Source organism: Brenneria sp. L4-2C (genome assembly GCF_040240335.1).
In the GTDB taxonomy this organism is placed as follows: domain Bacteria; phylum Pseudomonadota; class Gammaproteobacteria; order Enterobacterales; family Enterobacteriaceae; genus Brenneria.
This window is the reverse complement of sequence record NZ_JBEIAC010000061.1, coordinates 1-869: the sequence shown is the minus strand read 5'-3', so window position 1 is coordinate 869 and position 869 is coordinate 1. Positions and strand designations below refer to the sequence as shown.

The 869-nt window shown below is 45.5% G+C and carries 1 protein-coding gene and 1 pseudogene; both read left to right on the top strand.

Annotated features, from left to right (window positions below; genetic code table 11):
* The coding region (locus tag ABRZ26_RS25030) for a hypothetical protein (RefSeq protein WP_319606710.1) at window positions 1-407 on the top strand (407 nt) is incomplete at its 5' end.
* Window positions 408-525: 118 nt separating this feature from the next.
* Window positions 526-869 (top strand): annotated as a pseudogene (locus ABRZ26_RS25025) (hypothetical protein); the annotation flags it as partial.

Sequence of the window (869 nt, the reverse complement as noted above, 5' to 3'; positions counted from 1 at the left end):
GTCGTACCGATCATCTGGTTAAGGATGCTGAAATTGGAACGGCGGTAGGGGTAAAGGTAGCCTTTGATAATGAGGCGTCTAATAACGGTTATTACGCACCAGTGCGCAATGAGTTAATTTATTCTTCAGTGTATTACCCCTATGTTATCGAGTTTTATTTGAGTAAATTTGAAAGATCTTTGTCGTTATATGGAAAGAAAAGTTTTATGCCATATCGAATGACCATAGATGCCGGAATAAATGGAAAAATCGTTTTTTCACCCACGGTGGATGAAAAAAAAATAGTGACATGGCAAGGTGTGAAAAAAAAGACGGTAGGAGAGAAAAGTAAAATTATCTATCCTGATGGTTCGGTTACTTTCGGAAAGGCAGATCCTGATTACGAAAGGTTAAAAAATATGAAGTAATGTTTTAGATAAATACCAGGCATGAAATATTCTCAATCGATCTGTCAAGGCGCAGAACGATCCGGAAACATCAGCGAGTATGGGCGCAGCGGTACGTAATTAATGAGGATCAAAAAGCATGAAATTCATCAACTTGCTGATGCTGTTCAGTATTGCGCCGCTGGCGGCCTGCGCGCCGAAAAGAGATTTAACGCTCTCGCCGCCGGAACAGACCCAGTGGGTAGATATTGAGGTTGTTGCTCCGCCGAATACCACGGCTTTTCCGCTCAATGCCTTATACCGCTCCAGCGTTTGTCTGCTCGAAGACATTCATGCGGATATGACAAAATACAAAAGCCGGGGATATAATCCGGTGCATATGGCGTTGCAGCCGGATGCGGCTGGGCGGGTATATCGCCAGCGGGTGGCGCTGGACGGCGGCGGCCCTTGTGAGTGGAAGCTGAGCATGATCACGCTGGGGAT